Here is an 18,416-nt window from a genome sequence, read left to right as displayed (position 1 = left end):
GCCGCGCACGCCCCACCAAGGTGCATGCCTTGTCGAGACGGCGGGTCTCGACAAGGCATGCACCGCGGCAAGAGGGTGGGCAGGCTGCGAACAAGAAGTACGCGAGCCCGCTGAGCCACATCACGCACCGGATCTTCCGGCTTGAGCGCACGTCAGCCGCCGTGTGTCCGACTTGATCCAGACGCAGCAGGCCTGGCGAGCGGTCCGCCAGTGCCAACAGACGCTAATCTTCAGTTTCGATGTCTTCGTGCTCGGCGTTGAGATCGCCGATGCTGTAGCGGCGCAGTTTCACGTACAGACTTTGCCGGCTCAGACCGAGCATTTCGGCTGCCGATGCTCGATTGTCATGCGTCAGTTCGAGGGCTGCCTCGATGCACAGCTTCTCGATCAGGTCGGTGGATTCACGCACCAGTTCCTTCAGCGACACGCGGCCGACCAGCCCGGTCAGTTGTTCGACCGACCTGGGCAGTTCGCGGCCCATTCGCGGATCGGCCTCGATGCGCCGACTGATGCCACGCACCGTGAAGCCGAGACATGGCGTTTCGCCATGCGGTACCGACACAGCCGAGATTTCGACTTCGACATCCGAACCATGTTCGCCGCGAACCAGGGTGGAAAACAGTCTGACCGATCCGTGCTGGCGGAGGTTGACCATCAACACCTTGAAATCGACGCCGGGGCGACCCAGCCAGCGTTCGAGCGGCTCGCCGCGCGCCTGCTCGACCGAAGCGAGCTGGGAAAGATCGAGAAACGCGTGATTGGCCGTCAGGATGCGGCCCGAATCATCCGTCAGGACAAATCCGTCCGGCACGTTCTCCATCACGTCAAGCAAGGCCTGATGAAGTCCCGAGGTCGTGTGTTCGACGGCACGTTGCGAAAGGCGCACGAGGAAAAGCGCGGCGTTGTCCTGTCTCACCAGCGAAGCTGCAACCTGCAGCTCGCGTCCATCGTCGGCCAGTCGCACGCGAACGTCGTCGGCACGCCCTGCCGCCCTGACACTGGCCAGAAGATCCTGCGCCGACTGCATGCCTGCTTCGTCGAATCCTTCCGGGAAGGTACGCCCGACCAGTCCCTTGGGTGACGGGCCGAGCAGGCGGAGCGCGGCCGGATTGGCTTCCATGACGCGCTGACTGCCGGCCTCGACGATGAGCACCGCTTCCGATGTCATCTGGAACAGCAGGCGATAGCGGGTTTCAAGTTGCCGTAGCTTGGCGTAGTCACGCTCGATCGACTGCTGCGCGTCAACCAGCCGCTGCTGCAGCGACGACAGGGAGCGCAGATCGCGGCCGAACGCGACAACCCGGCCTTCGTGCCCGACCTTGATGGCCGAATAAAGCACCGGCATGTCGATGCCGCCGGACACCGGATGATTCACGTGCCGCCACTTCTGGGCGGCCTCGGCCGAAGCATCGATGAGCAGGGCTTCGACCTTGGCGCGGCTTTCGACCGTCACGATATCGGTCCAGCGTCTGCCGACCCAGCCCTCGTAACCATCGGGTACGAGTTCATCGTTGCCGAAGGCTACATCGCGGATGATGCCCTGCTTGTCCACCACCAGCGCCAGATCCGACGCGGCGGCGATGAGTTTTGCTGTGGAGTTGGCATCGACGCCTCCAAACGATAGGAGGGGCGATTCAAACGGCTTCACGTTGGCAGCCCCCCACTTCGCGTCGATTCTCGAAAACTCACTGCGCTCCTGCTCCGATCCCAATCGATCACCTCGTCAAACCAGTTCAGCCCTGCGTACATCGCAGTGGCACCAAGGCGTCAGCGCGCCGCACAGCGTCTTTTGCATCACTTGCGGTCGCGTCCGCACCCACCAGTGCCACCCACTCAGGGTGTTCGACAAAGATGGGGCCTCCCACCATCACGATGAGGTCGCGATTGCGGGACGCCAGACGCACGGCTTCAATCAGCCGCTTCAAAGGTTCGATGCGTGCTTCGCTACCGACCGAAAAACCCAGCACATCGAACCACTCATTCTGCGCCGCCAGCACCAGGTCGAGGCTGCGACCGGATGCTTCGGCACAGACCTCCCAGCCACTGTTGCGGAAAAACTCACCGACCATCAACAGGCCCAGCGTGTGCTGATCCCCCGGCGCCGCAGACAGTAGCACCCTGCGGCCATTCGGCGCGAACGGGGCATCCGAGCGGAAGCTCGGCCCCAACTCATGCACCACCTGCTGGATCCGCCAGAGACCCAGCGTGACCTGCGTGAAATCGCACAGGTCCGCTTCCCACAATTCCCCGAGTCGCCGTGCGGCCGGCGCCAGCAACTCAAGAAAAATCGTGTCAGGCGACGCGCCGCGCGCGCGCACCGCCTCCACCCACGTGCGCGCGACGCGCGCGTCCTGCGCGAGAACCAGATTCGCGAACTCGACCACTTCCGGTGAAGACGGTGCCCGGACTTCACAGGCGACCTGCGGTGCCGACGGATCAGCGCCACCGTGCGCGAGCATGAGGCGCGGAATGATTTCGGCTTCGATGGTACGGGCGAGATCACCCATCCAGTCGTCCACCGGAAAAACCAGCTCCCCGCCGTTGTGATTCCCGGACTGCGGATGGCTTCGCTGAAGCGCGTCCGTGTCGGACCAGTATTCTCCTGTCGTGCGCGCCTTGCCGGCGTCTTCCTGCGCTCTTCCGGCCATCTCTCGTCCTTTGGTGTTTGTGTGTGCCGGCTCCGACTCAGGCTTCCCGCGGCACTGCTGGGAAGCAAGGAACGGCCGTGCTTTTTATAACTTCGTACAGCGCTTACCCCAGCGCGCAGCCCATGAAGGCACCAATCACAAGAGCAACCAGCTTATAGAGATAGTTCGCGGCAAGGGCAACTGTCAAGTTTACTTGTCAGTATCGAGAGCCATCATTGCTTTGCGGCGACCATTCACCTCGCGTTATGACAAATTAGCTGCAGCGCTCTTCGCGTGTCAACCATGATGTACGTCAATTTATATTGACACTCCGTCTCCAGACGTCTAGATTTTCAGTCAAAGAAGAAAGACCAAGGAGACGTCACCAATGCACCCGCAGCAGGCCAGACCGCAGCCTCCGCTTTACACGGCAGAAGAACGCCGCCGTCGCGATGCATCACCGTGGACCCTGCTTCAGGGTGTGCTCGCACCCGTGCAGTTCCTCGCCTTTCTGATCAGTCTGGTGCTGGTGGTGCGTTTCCTGATGACCGGCGAGGGGTTGCAGGCCGCCTCGGTGTCCGTGGTGATCAAGACGGTGCTGCTGTACACGATCATGATCACCGGATCGATCTGGGAAAAAGAGGTGTTCGGCGTCTGGTTGTTCGCCCGCCCGTTTTTCTGGGAAGACGTTTTCAGCTTCGCCGTCCTGGCGTTGCACACCTGGTACCTGATCGCGCTGGCAACCGACAACCTCAGCGCGAATGGCCTGATGTGGCTCGCCCTCGCCGCCTATTTCACTTACGTCATCAACGCCGGCCAGTTCATCCTGAAACTGCGTGCCGCGCGTCTGCAGCAGTCGGCCACCACGGCCTTCGGCGACGAACAGCTGGTGCCGTGCAAATGAGCAACCTCCAGGACATTCCGGTCGTAATCACTCAGCGCACCGGCGGCGACCTGCCGGTGCTGCGCGAACGCGGTCAGCGCGAGGTGTTCTGCGGGCTGACCGGCATCGTATGGCTGCACCGCAAATTGCAGGACGCCTTCTTCCTCGTCGTCGGTTCGCGCACCTGTGCGCATCTGGTGCAATCGGCCGCCGGCGTGATGATTTTCGCCGAACCCCGCTTCGGTACGGCCATCCTGACCGACCGGGACCTCGCCGGCATCGCCGACGCCAACGACGAACTCGACCGGGTGTGCATTTCGCTGCTGGAACGCCGGCCGGAAATCAAGGCGCTGTTCCTGGTCGGCTCCTGCCCGTCGGAAGTCATCAAGCTTGATCTCGCCCGCGCGGCGGAACGGCTGAACGAACGGCTGTTGCCGCAGGTGCGGGTGCTCAGCTATTCGGGTTCCGGCATCGAAACGACCTTCACGCAGGGCGAAGACAACGCATTGAAGGCCTTCGTGCCGATCATGCCGCAGACCGATGCCCGCCAGTTGCTGGTCGTCGGTTGCCTGCCGGACGTGGTGGAAGACCAGTTCCGCCGCCAGTTCGAACAACTGGGCATCGGTCCGGTGAATTTCTTCCCGGGCCGCCGCGCCGAAGATGTGCCGTCGATCGGCCCGAATACCCATTTGCTGCTGGCTCAGCCGTTCAACGGCGAAACCGTTCGCGCGCTCACTGCGCGCGGCGCCACCGTACTGGCTGCGCCCTACCCGTTCGGCGTCGAAGGCACGACGGCCTGGCTGCGCGCAGCCGCCCGCGCCTGGCAGACGCCCGAAGCACAGTTCGATGCCGTCACCGCGCCGCTGATCAAGCGCGCACGCGCTGCGCTCGAACGTTACCGCCCGCAGCTGGCCGGCAAACGCCTGTTCATGCTGCCCGATTCCCAACTCGAAATTCCGCTCGCGCGCTTCCTGAATCGCGAAATGGGCATGGAACTGGTGGAGGTCGGCACGCCTTACCTCGACCGCCAGATGGTCAGCGAGGAACTGGCCTTGCTGCCGCCGGACGTCGTGCTCAGCGAAGGTCAGCATCTGGAACGCCAGCTCGACCGCGTGCGCGCCGCGCGCCCCGACCTGACGGTGTGCGGCCTGGGCCTTGCCAATCCGCTGGAAGCGGAAGGCCTGGCCACCAAATGGTCGATCGAACTGGTGTTCTCGCCGATCCACGGCTACGACCAGGCCGCCGATCTTGCCGAACTGTTTGTACGCCCGCTCGCTCGCCGCGAACGGCTGGCGGTCTGAGGAGCAACTGATGCAACTGACCTTGTGGACCTACGAAGGACCGCCTCACGTGGGCGCCATGCGGATTGCCACCTCAATGCGCGACGTGCATTACGTGCTGCACGCCCCGCAGGGCGACACCTACGCAGACCTGTTGTTCACCATGATCGAACGTCAGGACCGCCGCCCGCCGGTGACTTACACCACCTTCCAGGCGCGTGACCTGGGCGGCAGTACCGCGGATCTGGTCAAGACCGCCGTTGCCGAAGCGTACGAACGTTTCAAACCCAAGGCACTGCTGGTCGGCGAGTCCTGTACTGCCGAACTGATCCAGGATCAGTCGGGCTCTCTGGCCTGCGGCATGAACCTGCCGATCCCGGTCATCCCGCTCGAACTGCCGTCCTATTCGAAGAAGGAAAACTGGGGTGCCGCCGAAACCTTCTATCACGTCGTGCGCGCACTGCTCGCCGATCAGGTGCCGCCGCCGGGCACACCGCACCCGGTGCGCGCCGAAGGTCGCCGCCCGCGCGCCAACCTTCTCGGCCCGACGGTGCTTGGCTTCCGCTGCCGCGACGACGTGCAGGAAATCCGCCGGCTGCTCGACCTGCTGGACATCGACGTCCATGTGATTGCGCCGCTCGGTGCCTCGCCGGACGACATCCGTCGCCTGCCTGAGGCCGACTTCAACATCGACCTTTACCCCGAAGTGTCACGCACGACGGCATCCTGGCTGCAACGCAATTTCGGCATGCCTTCCACCCGTGTCATTCCGATGGGCGTCGGCGCCACGCGCGACTTCATCGCCGAGGTCGCACAACTGGCCGGAATCGATGCATCGGCCGTACTGGCTTCGGAACAGCCGGGTGTCGCAGGTTTTTCGTCGTCGCTGTCACGCATGCCCTGGTATGCCCGCTCGGTCGATTCGACCTACCTGACGGGCAAGCGGGTGTTCATCTTCGGTGATGCGACACACGCCATCGCGGCCGCGCGCATCGCCAAGGAGGAAATGGGTTTCACCGTTGTCGGCCTGGGCACCTACAGCCGCGAATTCGCGCGCGATGTGCGCGATGCCGCCAAGCTCTACGGTGTCGAGGCGCTGATCAGCGACGACTACCTCGAAGTGGAACAGGCCATCGGCGCTGCGGCACCGGAACTGGTGCTCGGCACCCAGATGGAGCGCCATATCGCCAAACGCCTCGGCGTGGCGTGTGCGGTGATTTCGATCCCGATCCACGTGCAGGACGTACCGGCGCGCTACAGCCCGGTGTACGGTTTCGAAGGCGCGAACGTCATTTTCGATACCTGGGTCCATCCGCTTGTGATGGGCCTTGAAGAGCATCTGCTGCAGATGTTCCGCGACGACTTTGAATTCCATGATGACGCCGCCGCGTCCCATCTTCCGGCCGTCGCCCGCGATGCACGGCACGCTGCCGCATCTGATGCCGTCGCTGCCGTCGAACCGGTTGCGGCCGCCGTCGAAATCCCTGAACCCGTCATCGCCGCGTCGGGCGAACCGACCTGGAGCGAAGACGGCGAACGCGAGCTGAAAAAGATTCCGTTCTTCGTGCGAGGCAAGGCCAAACGCAATACCGAAGCCTTCGCGCGCGAACACGGCCTGGCAACGATCACGGTGGAGACGCTCTACGATGCCAAAGCTCACTATGGACGCTGAATCCGTGTCCGCCGAATCCGTGCTCGCCGCACGTCACGACAGGGTGATCGAAGCATGACCTCCATCGGACTTCCATCGATGCTGAGAAAACGCGCAGTCGATACGAGTACTGCTTCGGCGGTCACCCATCAGCCCATCAGCATCGTGATCGTCACGATGGACACCCATCTGGCGAGCGCGGTCGAACGCGCCCGGCCGCGTCTGTCGCGCGAATTTCCGGGGCTGACCGTCAGCCTGCACGCCGCGTCGGAATACGCCGGCAACGAATCGGCGATCGCCCGCGTCAAGGCAGACATCGCCAGCGCACACATCATCGTCTGCGGCATGCTGTTTCTCGAAGACCACTTCCTGCCCATCCTCGATGACCTGCGCGCGCGCCGCGACAACTGCGACGCAATGATCTGCATGGCCTCCGCGAGCGAAGTCGTGAAGCTGACCCGCCTCGGCCAGTTCGACATGGACAAGCCGGCCAGCGGCCCGATGGCGCTGCTCAAGCGCCTGCGCGGCAACAAGAGCAAGACCGCCACCGGCGGCGCGGCCCAGATGAAGACGCTGCGCCGCATCCCGCAGATGCTGCGCTTCATTCCCGGCACCGCACAGGACGTGCGCGCCTACTTCGTCACGCTGCAGTACTGGCTCGGCGGCTCGGACGAGAACGTGCTGAACCTGCTGCGTCACGTCGTCGACCGCGGGGCCGATGGCCCGCGCAAGGGGCTGCGCGGCCAGATCAAGGTGCAGCCGCCGATCGAATATCCGGAAGTCGGGGTCTATCACCCCCGCATGCCGGGTCGCTTTGCTTACGAAGCGTCCGCGCTGCCCGACCCGATCGGCCGCGAACTGCGCGGCACAGTCGGCGTGCTCGTCCTGCGTTCCTACCTGCTGTCGGGCAATGCCGGTCACTACGACGGTGTGATCGCCGCGCTCGAAGCGCGCGACCTGCGCGTGGTACCCGCCTTCGCCGCCGGGCTCGATTCGCGCCCGGCCATCGACCAGTTTTTCCTGAAGGACGGCCACAGCATCGTCGACGCGGTGGTATCGCTGACCGGCTTTTCACTGGTCGGAGGGCCTGCCTACAACGACGCCAAGGCGGCCGAGGAAATTCTGGCGCAGCTCGACGTGCCGTACGTCGCGGCACACCCGGTCGAGTTCCAGACACTTGATCAGTGGGGCGAGTCGGAGCGCGGCCTGCTGCCGGTTGAAAGCACCATCATGGTCGCCATCCCGGAGCTCGATGGCGCAACCAGCCCGATGGTGTTCGGCGGCCGCCCGGGTGCGCCCGGCGTCACCTGCACCGGTTGCCACCACGCCTGCACCTTCACTGCATCGGACAACAAGCAGGACATGCACAGCTGCCCCGAACGCGCGCAAACACTGGCCGCGCGGGTCGACAAGCTGGTCGCCCTCAAGCGCAGCGAACGCGCCCACCGCAAGGTCGCCATCGTCATTTTCAACTTCCCGCCGAATGCGGGCAGTGTCGGCACCGCAGCCTATCTGTCGGTGTTCGAATCGCTGCTCCACACGCTGACTGGAATGAAGCAGCAGGGTTACGACGTGGATCTGCCGGACAGCGTCGATGCACTGCGTGACAGCGTGCTGTTCGGCAATGCGTCGAAATACGGCGCCGATGCGAACGTGCATACGCTCATCAGCGCCGAAGATCACGTGCGGCGCGAACCCTGGCTGAAGGAGATCGAGGCACAGTGGGGCCCGGCGCCCGGCAAGCAGCTGAGCAACGGCAGTTCCATCCTGGTGCTGGGCAGGCAGTTCGGCAACATCCTGATCGCCGTGCAGCCCGCTTTCGGTTACGAAGGTGACCCGATGCGGCTGCTGTTCGAAAAGGGCCTGTCGCCGACGCACGCTTTCTCGGCGTTCTACCGCTACCTGCGCGAAGACTTCAAGGCGCACGCCGTGCTGCATTTCGGCACCCACGGCGCGCTCGAATTCATGCCAGGCAAGCAGAGCGGCATGGGTGGCAATTGCTGGCCGGACCGCCTGATCGGCGACATGCCGAACGTCTATCTTTACGCTTCCAACAATCCGTCGGAAGGCGCGATCGCCAAACGCCGCTGTGGCGCCACGCTGATCAGCTACCTCACGCCGCCGATCGCCCAGGCCGGGCTGTACAAGGGCCTGAACGAACTGAAGATGTCCATCGAGCGCTGGCGCACGATGGAACCCGCATCGCCGGAACGCGGTGACCTCGCTGTCGTGCTGCAGGCGCAGGCTGCTGCGCTCGACCTCGCCGCGGCCGAGCCGCTGTGGGACAGCTCGCTCACCGGCGATACCGACACGCGCGTGCTCAAGCTGGCAGAACAGATGCTGGAACTCGAATACACGCTCATCCCGCACGGGCTTCACGTGGCAGGGCGCGCGCCGTCGGAAGCGGAACGCGTCGACATGCTGCTGTCGATGGCCGATGCCTCGCACGGACAGCAGCTGGAACGCGCTTCGATCGAAGCACTGGTGGCCGGACTGAGCATCGACCGGGTACTCAAGCTGTCCGGCCTGCCGCGCGACGACAGCACGGTCGAGCTGTTCAACGAACTGGTCGACATCAACGGCAAGCTGGCCGAAGACACCGAAGTGGCCGCGATGCTGCAGGCGCTCGACGGACGCTACATCCGTCCCGCACCGGGCGGCGACATCCTGCGCACGCCGGCGGTGCTGCCGACCGGCCGCAACATCCACGGCTTCGACCCGTTCCGCATTCCGAGTGCGTTTGCGGTGAAGGACGGTGCTGCGCAGGCGCAGCGCCTGCTCGACCGCTACACCGAAGACGGCTTTCCGCTGCCCGAATCGATCGCCATGGTCATGTGGGGCAGCGACAACCTGAAGAACGAGGGCGCACCGATCGCCCAGGCGCTCGCCCTGATGGGCGCGCTGCCGCGTTTCGACAGCTACGGCCGCATCGCCGGTGCCACGCTGATGCCGCTGCAAGAGCTGGGCCGCCCGCGCGTCGATGTGGTGATCACGCTGTCCGGCATCTTCCGCGACCTGATGCCTCTGCAGATCAAGCTGCTGGCCGAAGCGGCATGGCTGGCCGCCGCCGCCGACGAACCGCTGGAGATGAACTGGATCCGCCGGCACGCGCTGGCCTATCAGCAGGAACACGGCTGCACGCTGGAGATCGCTGCGCTGCGCGTCTATGGCAATGCCGAAGGCGCCTACGGCTCGAACGTGAACAACCTGGTGGAAAGCAGCCGCTGGTCGGACGAAGACGAAATCGCCGAAACCTACACGCGCCGCAAAGGCTTCGCCTACGGTCGCACCGGCCGCGCGTCGCAGCAGACCGCGTTGCTGCAGAGCGCGCTCGCCAACGTGCAGCTGACCTACCAGAACCTCGACTCGGTCGAACTCGGTGTCACCACGGTCGATAACTACTTCGACACGCTGGGCGGCATCACGCAGGCCGTCAAGGTGGCGCGCAACGGCCATACGCCGCCGGTCTACATCGGCGACCAGACCAAGGGCGACGGCGCCGTGCGCTCGCTGCAGGAACAGGTCGCACTGGAAACGCGCACCCGCATGCTCAACCCGAAGTGGTACGAGGGCATGCTCGCGCACGGCTACGAAGGCGTGCGCCAGATCGAAACCCACATTACCAACACCATGGGCTGGTCGGCCACGACGGGTCAGGTTGCGCCGTGGGTCTATCAGCAGCTGACACAGACCTTCGTGCTCGACGACGGCATGCGCAACCGGCTCGCCAGCCTGAATCCGACGGCTGCGGCCAAGCTCGCGAATCGGCTGATCGAAGCGCACGACCGCGACTACTGGCAACCGGACCCGGCCATGCTGGCCAAACTGCGCGCAGCCGGCGAAGAACTGGAAGACCGCCTGGAGGGTGTATTCCAGCCCGCCGGCGCATGAAAACCCATACACCCACGTCCGCCCGTGCGGACACACCCGAGGTCTCAGAGTGAACACAGTCACCACCACCCACGTCCCGCTGTCAGCGCTGAAAACGCGCAACTCGGGCTCGTCACGCAATGACGGAGAGGGCAGCGTGCAGGTCCACCTTGACCCCTCGCTGAAGCTCGGTACCGCGAAGGTTTTCGCGGTGTATGGCAAGGGCGGCATCGGCAAGAGCACGACCTCGTCCAATCTGTCGGTCGCCTTTTCCAAGCTCGGCAAGCGCGTGCTGCAGATCGGCTGCGACCCGAAACACGACTCGACCTTCACATTGACCAAGTGTCTGGTTCCGACAGTGATCGACATTCTCGAAACGGTCGACTTCCATTCGGAAGAACTGCGCACAGAAGATTTCGTATTCCCCGGCTACAACGGCGTCATGTGTGTCGAGGCAGGCGGCCCGCCGGCCGGCACCGGCTGCGGCGGCTATGTGGTCGGCCAGACGGTCAAGCTGCTGAAGGAACATCACCTGCTCGAAGACACCGACGTGGTCATCTTCGACGTGCTGGGCGACGTGGTGTGCGGCGGTTTTGCTGCCCCGCTGCAGCACGCCGATCGCGCACTCATCGTCACGGCGAACGACTTCGATTCCATCTTCGCGATGAACCGCATCGTGGCTGCCATCCAGGCCAAATCGAAGAACTACAAGGTGCGTCTCGGCGGCGTCATTGCGAACCGAAGCGCAGCCACCGACCAGATCGACCGCTTCAACGAACGGGTCGGCCTGAAAACCATGGCGCAGTTCCGCGACCTCGACGTGATCCGCCGCAGTCGCCTGAAGAAATCGACGCTGTTCGAGATGGATGACAGTCCGGAAGTGCTTGAGGTGCAGCAGGAGTACATGCGGCTGGCCGCCTCGCTGTGGGCCGGCACTGATCCGCTGATCGCCGAGCCGATGAAGGACCGCGACATTTTCGACCTGCTCGGTTTTGACTGAGTTTTCGAACGGGACCGATGACACCATGAACAGCTCATACATAGATCGGCGCAGCCAGATCCAGACCTATTTCGATCGCACCGCGGTCGACGCCTGGAAGCGCCTGACCTCCGACGCACCGGTCGGCCGCGTGCGCGCCACGGTGCGCGCCGGACGTGACCGCATGCGCGCCACATTGCTCGACTGGCTACCGCAGGACCTGCGTGGCCGCAAAGTGCTGGACGCCGGCTGCGGTACCGGCGCACTGGCGGTCGAGGCGGCACGGCGCGGCGCCCATGTGGTGGCCATCGACCTGTCGCCCACGCTGGTGCAGCTGGCGCGCGAACGCATGCCGGAAGACCTGAACGGCGGCAAGATCGACTTCCGTTCCGGCGACATGCTCGATCCCGCGCTGGGCTGGTTCGACCACGTGGTCGCAATGGATTCGCTGATCCACTACCAGGCGGGTGACGCGGTGCGCGTGCTGTCCGGGCTTGCAGCGCGCACGGAACATTCGATCCAGTTCACGTTTCCCCCGAGCACGCATGCACTCGAAGCGATGCGCTTCATCGGCAAGTTCTTCCCGCGCGGTGATCGCGCGCCCTCGATCGAACCGGTACGCGAAACACTGCTGCACCGGCTGATCGGCGAAGAACCGGCGCTCGACTGCATGACGGTCGGCCGATCGCAGCATGTGTCGAGCGGTTTCTACAAATCGAAGGCACTGGAGCTTTGCCGCAGATGAAGACGCTGTCCGCCCGCTCGCTCAACGACCGCGCTGCAAAGCTGTGGACCGGTGTGGGCACGCGCTTTTTGCCGTTCGCCGATGTGGCGACGGCAGAGTTGCCGCTCGGGCGTCTGCTGCGTCTGTCGCTGTTCCAGGTGTCGGTCGGCATGGCGACCGTGCTGCTGATCGGCACGCTGAACCGCGTGATGATCGTCGAGATGGGCATGGCGGCCTGGCTGGTCGCGCTGATGGTGGCGCTGCCGCTGCTGTTCTCACCGTTCCGCGCGCTGATCGGCTACCGCTCGGACACGCACCGTTCGGTGCTGGGCTGGAAGCGCGTCCCATACATCTGGATGGGTTCGCTGATCCAGTTCGGCGGCCTGGCCATCATGCCGTTCTCGCTCATCCTGCTGTCCGGCGACACCCAGGGTCCGGCTTGGATCGGGCAGGCCGGCGCCGCACTGGCCTTCCTGATGGTCGGTGCCGGCATGCAGACCGCGCAGACCGCAGGGCTTGCACTGGCCACCGACCTCGCTGCGCCGGCCAACCGGCCGCGTGTGGTGGCCATGATGTACCTGATGCTGCTGGTCGGCATGGTGGTCAGCGGCATTGTGTTCGGTCTGTTGCTGGCCGACTTCACGCAGATGAAACTGATCCAGGTGGTACAGGGCTCGGCCATGCTCACGATGGTGCTCAATGTCATCGCGCTGTGGAAGCAGGAGCCGCGCGGCATGCGCACGACGGCGCAGCAGGCGCCGCGGCTGCCGTTCCGCGAGGTATGGCGCAGCTTTTCGCAGCACGCCCGTGCCACACGCTACCTGTGCGCGGTAGGTCTGGGCAGCGCGGCCTTCAGCATGCAGGACATCATTCTCGAACCGTACGGCGGCGAAATCCTCGGCATGGGCGTCGGCGCCACCACGTCGCTGACCGCCCTGATGGCGCTGGGCGCGATCGCCGCCTTTGCACTGGCCGCGCGCGTGCTGGCGCGCGGCTTCGACTCCTACCGGCTGGCGGCGCTTGGCGCGCTGACCGGCATCATCGCCTTTTCGGCCGTCGTGTTCGCCGAACCGCTGCATTCGGTTCCGCTGTTCCGCATCGGCGTGGCACTGATCGGCTTCGGCGGTGGACTGTTCTCGGTCGGCACGCTGACGGCCGCCATGGGACTGGAAAGTGGCGGGCTGAACGGCCTCGCACTTGGCGCCTGGGGCGCGGTGCATGCCACCTGCACCGGTCTGGCGATTGCACTGGGCGGCGCGCTCCGCGACGTCGTATCGGGACTGGCCACGTCGGGCGCACTGGGTTCGGCGCTGAGCAGTCCCGCAATCGGGTACAGCTTCGTTTATCACTGCGAGATTTACATGTTGTTCGCTAGCCTGATCGCGATCGGCCCTCTGGTCCGCTCTGCGCATCAATCCTCCACACCAAGCAGCACGAAGTTCGGACTGGCCGAGTTTCCCGGCTGATCGTCATTCCAAGAAGGAGAGCAAAATGGGTACTGGTGCCATCACTGCATACATCGACGTCGCGCAGATCACGCTCTACGTTTTCTGGGTCTTTTTCGCCGGCCTGATCTACTACCTGCACCAGGAAAGCAAGCGGGAAGGCTACCCGCTCGAATCCGATCGATCGGGCAGCATCAAGGTCCAGGGCTTCCCGGCCATTCCGGATCCGAAGACCTACAAGCTGCAGGATGGCCGTACCGTGACGGCTCCGAATTTCGCTGTGTCACCGCAGACGCTGAAGGCTGTGCCAAGCGCCAGGTTCCCGGGTGCGCCGCTGAATCCGACCGGCAATCCGATGCTCGATGGGGTCGGGCCGGGTGCGTATGCAGATCGTGCCGACATCCCTGACGTGACCTACGACGGTCGCCTGCGCATCGTGCCGCTGCGCGCGGATACCGCCTACGGCGTGGCGCACCAGGACGCCGATCCGCGCGGCCTCCCGGTGGTCGGTGCCGACGGCAAGGTGGGTGGTGTGGTGCGCGACCTGTGGGTCGACCGCTCGGAAGCGATGTTCCGCTACCTCGAACTCGACGTACCGGTCGGGGGCGGCACGCGCCGCGTGATGCTGCCGATCAACTTCAGTCGCATCGGTGCCCGCCAGGTCAAGGTGGCGTCCATCCTCGGCCACCATTTCTCGAGCGTGCCCGGCCTCGCATCGCCTGACCAGATCACCTTCCTCGAGGAAGAAAAGGTCATGGCCTATTACGGTGGCGGCACGTTGTACGCCGAACCCGGCCGCAAGGAGCCCCTGCTGTGAGCACGCTCAAAGCCGTGCCCAATACCGGGCACGAACACGAGTTCGAACCGCAGCTCGGGCTGCCGGAACGACTGCCGCAGGATGAACGCGTGCTGTGGCAGGGCGCACCGGACTGGAAGCGCATGGCACGCGAGCGCTTCCATCTGCCGGCGCTTACCGGCTACTTCGCCGCCATCCTGATCCTGCGCGCCGGTTTCGTCATGTCCGGCGAGGGCAGCATCGGCGATGCGGCGATGGCCATCGTCATGCTGCTGCCGCTGGTGGTGTTCGCCCTCGGCTCGCTGGCCTTGCTGGCCTGGCTGTCGGCGCGCACCACGGTCTATACGATCACCGACAAGCGCGTCGTCATGCGCGTGGGAATCGTATTGAGCCTCACGTTCAACCTGCCGCTGCGGCGCATCGAATCGGCCGGGCTCAAGCTGCACAAGGACGGTCACGGCAACATTCCGCTGACGCTGGGCGGCACCGAACGCATCGCCGTGCTGCACCTGTGGCCGCATGCCCGCCCGTGGCGCGTGACGAAGCCGGAGCCCATGCTGTGCTGCGTGCCGGACGCTGCTCATGTGGCGCAGGTTCTGCAGAGCGCATGGACGGCCGCTGCCGGCGAAGCCGCTGCATCGGCGGCATTGGCGGCAACGCCCCTGCGTGCCGCCGGCAGCGAAAGTCCGCAGCCCGCCCGCAGCCTGAACGGCGGCACCCCGCAACTCGCGATCGACTGAGGTCAGGACCATGGAAGCCCAAGTTGTCTCGCATCACCCGCTGTCGCGCGGCCCGCTCATTGCCATCGGCGCCATGCTGCTGGTCGTGCTGCTGGCAGTCACCACGGTCAGGCTGTCGGGCGTGAACATCAGCGTGCCCGACGCCGCCGCCGTGGCAACACGCGATCTGCGCTTCGAAGACAGGGCCGACGGCAGCATCGCCGTTATCGATGCGCGAAGCGGCGCCGAGATCGAATCCATCGTCGGAGAACAGGGCTTCATCCGCGGCACGCTGCGCGGGCTCGCGCGCGAACGCAAGCGCCAGGGCATCGGCGCCGATGTGGCCTTCCAGCTGATCGGGCGCGCCGACGGCCGGCTGACCCTGATCGATCCCGCCACCAGCCGACGCGTAGACCTCGATTCGTTCGGCCCGACCAATGCCGGCGCCTTCGTCAAGCTGCTCGACGTTGCGCGCTCGCCCGAAATGCACGCCTCAGGAGCACCGCAATGACTACCGCCACCCACACCGCCGCTGCGGCTGCCGTATCCGAGGAATCGACCGCCAAGGCGCGCGTGAGCACCATGCTCAGCCCGCGCTTCTACACCACCGATTTCGAGGCGATGGACCGCATCGACGTCAGCGCCGTGCGCGCGGAATGGGACGTGATGATGGCCGAGTACGAAGGCGACAACAATCACGACCACTTCCAGCGCACGGAAGACTTCGGCGAGCAGATCAGGCAACTGCCGCCGGAACTGCACCAGGAGTTCATGGACTTCCTGATCAGCTCGATCACGTCGGAGTTCTCCGGCTGCGTGCTGTACAACGAAATCAAGAAGAACGTCGAAAATCCGGACATCAAGGAATTGATGTCCTACATGGCGCGCGATGAAGCCCGGCACGCCAACTTCCTGAACATGTCGCTGAAGGACTACGGTCTGGGCGTCGATCTGGGCGGCCTGAAGCGCACGAAGAAGTACACCTACTTCAAGCCGAAATACATCTTCTACGCAACCTACCTGTCGGAGAAGATCGGCTACGCCCGCTACATCACGATTTACCGTCAGCTGGAACGGCACCCGGAGCTGCGCTTCCATCCGATATTCCGGTGGTTCGAGCGCTGGTGCAATGACGAATTCCGCCACGGCGAGTCGTTTGCGCTGATCATGCGCGCCAACCCGCACCTGCTGCGCGGCGGCAACCTCCTCTGGGTCAGGTTCTTCCTGCTCGCCGTGTACGCCACGATGTACGTGCGCGATCACATGCGTCCGCAACTGCATCAGGCCATGGGTCTGGATGCCGACAACTACGATTACGAAGTTTTCCGCATCACCTCGGAAATTTCCAAGCAGGTCTTCCCGCTCACGCTGGACACCGACAGCGCCGTGTTCCGCGCCGGCTTCGAGCGCCTGTTCGCGCTGGCCCAGGCGAACGAACGCGCCAAGGCGCAGGGCGGCTTAATCGGACTGGTCAAGCGCGGCGCTTGCGCAGTGGCGGCTTTCGGCACCTTTGCCCGGCTCTACCTGCATCCGGTGAAGCGCAACGACATTCCCCAGTCCGTGCGCATGCAACCGGCCTGGTGATGTCGATGAGCGACTGGATGACACCGGCGCTGTTTGCACTCGGCCTGTGGTGGTTTGCCACCGGCGCCATCCTTTATCTGGACGGTCTGCCGCGGCACACCTTCCGCCAGAGTCTGCTGGCGGCCAGCCTGCTGATGGTGGCTGCGCTGTTTGCGCTGAATCACAGCGCAGCCGACACGTCGGTCGCGATGACGTACTGCAGCTTCACCAGTGCGCTGATCGTTTGGGGCTGGCTGGAAATGACCTTCCTGATGGGTTTCATCACCGGCCCGCGCAAGCACGGCTGCCCGGACGGCTGCGGCGGGCCGGCACATTTCTGGCACGCCACGGAAGCCATCATCCATCATGAACTGTCGATTCTGGTCGCCGCCATCGTCATCACCGCCATCACCTGGGGCGACCCGAACCAGACCGGTACGTGGACCTTCATGCTGCTGTGGGGGATGCGGCTCAGCGCCAAACTGAACCTGCATTTCGGCGTGCGCAATTTCAGCGAGGAATTCCTGCCGCCGCACCTGACCTATCTGAAGAGCTTCTTCCGGCGCCGGCGCATGAACCTGCTGTTTCCGTTCTCGGTGACCACCGGAACCATCGTGACCGTGCTGCTGATCCAGCAGATAGGCGCGGCCGGCAACAGCGAGGCGACAACCGTGTGCTTCACGCTGCTGGCCACGATGTCAGGCCTCGCGGTGATCGAGCACTGGTTCATGGTGCTGCCGCTGCCCTTCAATGCGCTGTGGAAGTGGGGCCTGAAGTCACGCGAACTGAAAGCCGCTCCGGCCTTGAAGCCGGGTCATCAATGTTCGACGGCCGTGCACACGCACCGCATCGCCACCATCGACGCCGCCAAACCCTGATCTGCAACAAGGCACCCGTTCGGGCACAGCTCGAACGGGTGCCTTGTCGATGTCTCACTACTCGACCTTCGCCTTGCCCAGCAGCGTCGTGACGTGTTCCTGCACAGCCTGCTGCTGCAGGTGCTGGACCATGCGCTCCTTCACCTGTTCGAGCGGCGGCGGGCCCTTCTTGCGCACGTCATCGAGCAGGATGACGTGAAAGCCGAACTGCGTCTTCACCGGTTCAGTCGTGTACTTGCCCTTTTCCAGCTTGGTCATCGCCTCGCTGAACTCCTTGACGTAGGTCGCCGCATCCGCCCAGCCGAGATCGCCGCCCCGTTCCTGGCTGCCGGTGTCCTTCGAGTACACAACCAGCGCACTGAACTCGATGCCGCTGTTCAGGTTGTCGATGATGGATTTCGCCGCGCCCTCCTGGTCAACCAGGATGTGCCGCGCCTTGTATTCCGTGCCGGTGCCCATCTTGGCCGCTGCGCGGTCATATTCCGCCGTGATCTGTGCGTCGGTGATCGGGTGCTCCTTCGACCAGCCGTCGAGGTAGGCGTTGATCACCATTTCGTCGCGTGCGTACTCGATGCGCTGCAGCAGCGCGGGATCCTTGTCCACCTTGCCTTCGCGCGCCGCCTGCAGCAGCACCTCGCGACGCACCAGGTGATCGCGCACGCGCGAGCGCAGATCCGGGCTGTCGAGCGCCCCCTGGGCCACCTGTTCCTTGATGAATACATTGCCAAGTTCCGACGGGATCGGCACGCCGTTGACCCTGGCAACCTTGTCGGTGAACGCTGGGGTCGTCGCGGCCGCTTCCTGCGCCGAAGCGGGGAGTGCTGTGCCGATCGCGATCGCGGCGGCCAGACAGCTCAAAGTGTGGTTCATCGATGGATCCTTCTGTTTTCAGGTATGGGCTCTGGCCGCAGCGCTGCGGGCACTGGCGAAGCCATGGATTGGCGGGATCACGGGACGCAGCGGTTGCAACCCGGCGATGCGCTTCGGAAACGGATTCTCTC

Annotated in this window: 15 protein-coding genes; 12 read left to right on the top strand and 3 right to left on the bottom strand. The window is 64.4% G+C overall.

Features of this window, described 5'->3' with window-relative positions; all coding sequences use genetic code 11:
* Window positions 1-223: 223 nt before the first annotated feature.
* Window positions 224-1,648: a transcriptional regulator PpsR gene (gene ppsR / locus Q8R75_RS13230; RefSeq protein WP_305613299.1), complete on the bottom strand. Its 1,425-nt coding sequence runs from the start codon at window positions 1,646-1,648 to the stop codon at window positions 224-226.
* Between the two features lie 85 nt (window positions 1,649-1,733).
* Complete coding sequence (locus Q8R75_RS13225; protein ID WP_305663711.1) at window positions 1,734-2,507, bottom strand: cobalamin-dependent protein; 774 nt, start codon at window positions 2,505-2,507, stop codon at window positions 1,734-1,736.
* A gap of 508 nt (window positions 2,508-3,015) precedes the next feature.
* Between Q8R75_RS13225 and bchF the strand changes: the two genes are divergently transcribed.
* From bchF to puhE, 12 genes are all read left to right on the top strand, one after another.
* Window positions 3,016-3,531: a 2-vinyl bacteriochlorophyllide hydratase gene (gene bchF / locus Q8R75_RS13220; protein ID WP_305613301.1), complete on the top strand. Its 516-nt coding sequence runs from the start codon at window positions 3,016-3,018 to the stop codon at window positions 3,529-3,531.
* Complete coding sequence (locus Q8R75_RS13215) at window positions 3,528-4,811, top strand: ferredoxin:protochlorophyllide reductase (ATP-dependent) subunit N (protein WP_305613302.1); 1,284 nt, start codon at window positions 3,528-3,530, stop codon at window positions 4,809-4,811. The genes bchF and Q8R75_RS13215 overlap by 4 nt, the downstream gene beginning before the upstream one ends.
* Window positions 4,812-4,821: 10 nt before the next feature.
* Entirely contained in the window at window positions 4,822-6,462 is a 1,641-nt protein-coding gene (gene bchB / locus Q8R75_RS13210; RefSeq protein ID WP_305613303.1) for a ferredoxin:protochlorophyllide reductase (ATP-dependent) subunit B, read from the top strand.
* A 78-nt stretch (window positions 6,463-6,540) separates the two neighbouring features.
* Window positions 6,541-10,332, top strand: a complete 3,792-nt coding sequence (locus tag Q8R75_RS13205; protein ID WP_305613304.1) for a magnesium chelatase subunit H — start codon at window positions 6,541-6,543, stop codon at window positions 10,330-10,332.
* 49 nt (window positions 10,333-10,381) lie between these two features.
* Window positions 10,382-11,311, top strand: a complete 930-nt coding sequence (gene bchL / locus Q8R75_RS13200; protein ID WP_305613305.1) for a ferredoxin:protochlorophyllide reductase (ATP-dependent) iron-sulfur ATP-binding protein — start codon at window positions 10,382-10,384, stop codon at window positions 11,309-11,311.
* 25 nt (window positions 11,312-11,336) lie between these two features.
* Window positions 11,337-12,035 (top strand): magnesium protoporphyrin IX methyltransferase, encoded by a 699-nt coding sequence (bchM, locus tag Q8R75_RS13195; protein WP_305613306.1) that lies wholly within the window; start codon window positions 11,337-11,339, stop codon window positions 12,033-12,035.
* Entirely contained in the window at window positions 12,032-13,480 is a 1,449-nt protein-coding gene (locus Q8R75_RS13190; RefSeq protein WP_305613307.1) for a BCD family MFS transporter, read from the top strand. The genes bchM and Q8R75_RS13190 overlap by 4 nt, the downstream gene beginning before the upstream one ends.
* Window positions 13,481-13,505: 25 nt before the next feature.
* On the top strand, window positions 13,506-14,276 hold the full coding sequence (gene puhA / locus Q8R75_RS13185; RefSeq protein WP_305613308.1) for a photosynthetic reaction center subunit H: 771 nt from the start codon (window positions 13,506-13,508) through the stop codon (window positions 14,274-14,276).
* On the top strand, window positions 14,273-14,995 hold the full coding sequence (gene puhB, locus Q8R75_RS13180; RefSeq protein WP_305613309.1) for a photosynthetic complex putative assembly protein PuhB: 723 nt from the start codon (window positions 14,273-14,275) through the stop codon (window positions 14,993-14,995). Before puhA ends, puhB begins: the two co-directional genes overlap by 4 nt.
* 10 nt (window positions 14,996-15,005) lie before the next feature.
* Window positions 15,006-15,485, top strand: coding sequence for a photosynthetic complex assembly protein PuhC (gene puhC / locus Q8R75_RS13175; protein ID WP_305613310.1), 480 nt, complete (start codon window positions 15,006-15,008; stop codon window positions 15,483-15,485).
* The gene (gene acsF, locus Q8R75_RS13170; RefSeq protein WP_305613311.1) at window positions 15,482-16,558 is read left to right on the top strand and encodes a magnesium-protoporphyrin IX monomethyl ester (oxidative) cyclase; all 1,077 of its coding nucleotides are present in this window, start codon (window positions 15,482-15,484) and stop codon (window positions 16,556-16,558) included. Before puhC ends, acsF begins: the two co-directional genes overlap by 4 nt.
* A gap of 5 nt (window positions 16,559-16,563) precedes the next feature.
* Window positions 16,564-17,415, top strand: coding sequence for a putative photosynthetic complex assembly protein PuhE (gene puhE, locus Q8R75_RS13165; protein WP_305613312.1), 852 nt, complete (start codon window positions 16,564-16,566; stop codon window positions 17,413-17,415).
* 57 nt (window positions 17,416-17,472) lie between these two features.
* Here the strand turns inward: puhE and Q8R75_RS13160 are convergent, their stop codons facing one another.
* Window positions 17,473-18,285 carry a peptidylprolyl isomerase gene (locus Q8R75_RS13160; RefSeq protein ID WP_305613313.1) on the bottom strand — a complete coding sequence of 271 codons (813 nt, stop codon included), beginning with the start codon at window positions 18,283-18,285 and terminating at the stop codon, window positions 17,473-17,475.
* Window positions 18,286-18,416: the final 131 nt, after the last annotated feature.

The sequence above is a fragment of the Methyloversatilis sp. genome (genome assembly GCF_030696805.1).
Lineage (GTDB): Bacteria > Pseudomonadota > Gammaproteobacteria > Burkholderiales > Rhodocyclaceae > Methyloversatilis.
Note: the sequence above shows the minus strand (reverse complement) of the source record. Positions and strands in the feature narration are given on the sequence as shown.